The 1,037-nt window shown below is 24.3% G+C and carries 1 protein-coding gene; it reads right to left on the reverse strand.

Annotated elements, in window-relative coordinates; genetic code table 11:
* Window positions 1-202 precede the first annotated feature (202 nt).
* On the reverse strand, window positions 203-1,037 hold an 835-nt coding region (locus tag KJQ99_RS09410; RefSeq protein ID WP_214150669.1), incomplete at its 5' end, for a hypothetical protein.

A 1,037-nucleotide genomic window follows, 5' to 3' on the forward strand; every position in this document is an offset into this window, starting at 1 on the left:
CATAACTCTCCTTTATTTTTCATATCATAGCATTATTGAAGAATATTTCTTGGTTTGCAAGTGTGTTTAAAAGTTAAAATATGATTTTTAAATTCTTAGAATTTAAAATGGATAATTAAATATTTTTTATTGTTTAACATTTGCCTTTATTAGGAGTTTATAAGTTTAATATTTGTAAAATTTGAATACAAATTATTTAAGCTCATTTTTTCTCCTTTTTTAGATTTATTTCACAATGTAAAGATTTTAATTCAGTAAATGTATAAGGGTATGCCCTTGTGTAAAGATAATATGCGTTAGATACAATATTTGCAATACTATGTATATAAATTTCATATGTTGGATATGTATTATAATAGTAAATCTTATAAACCAAAAAATAATCTCTTTCTTTGTAATTTATCGTAAAAATTCTTTGTGTAAGCTCATGAAAATCTGTTGATATTTTTATTCTATTAGATTTTTTTATGACATCTAACAGATTTTTATTTTTAATAGGATGATTGCAAAAATCTTTTTCTATAAACAAAATATTTCCAATTTCACCTAATAAAGCTAAGTAATTTTTATCATCTAAAACTACATCACTTATAGTTATATTTTTGTGTTTTTCTATGTATTTTTTACCCTTAATTTTACTTGCAAAATAGAGCTCTCCATTTTTATCAACTTCAAAAAAAGAATAAACCCCATAATTTGGCTCTACAGTTTTTGAAACTCTCCTATCAAGCCCTAAATCCCAGCAGTATTTAAGAGTGTCCTTTACTTCTTGGCTTGCGTAAGGCTTAGCATCTACAATTTTTGGCTTTATTTTTATATCTTTGTATCTAAAAAAATCTTGCCAAAAATTATTTAGTGGTGTTTCTTCACACTCTACAACATAATTGCCTTTATAACACTCAGTTGAGTGTTCTTGAATTATTTTTATATGTTCTATTAGTTCTTTAGGATAGGTTTTTGAGTTTTCAAGACTAGTGCTAAGCTCTTTTATTCTAGTTTTATAAGAATTTATAATGCAATTATTATCATCTTTGCAA

It is taken from the genome of Campylobacter sp. 2018MI13, assembly GCF_018501135.1.
In the GTDB taxonomy this organism is placed as follows: Bacteria; Campylobacterota; Campylobacteria; order Campylobacterales; family Campylobacteraceae; genus Campylobacter_E.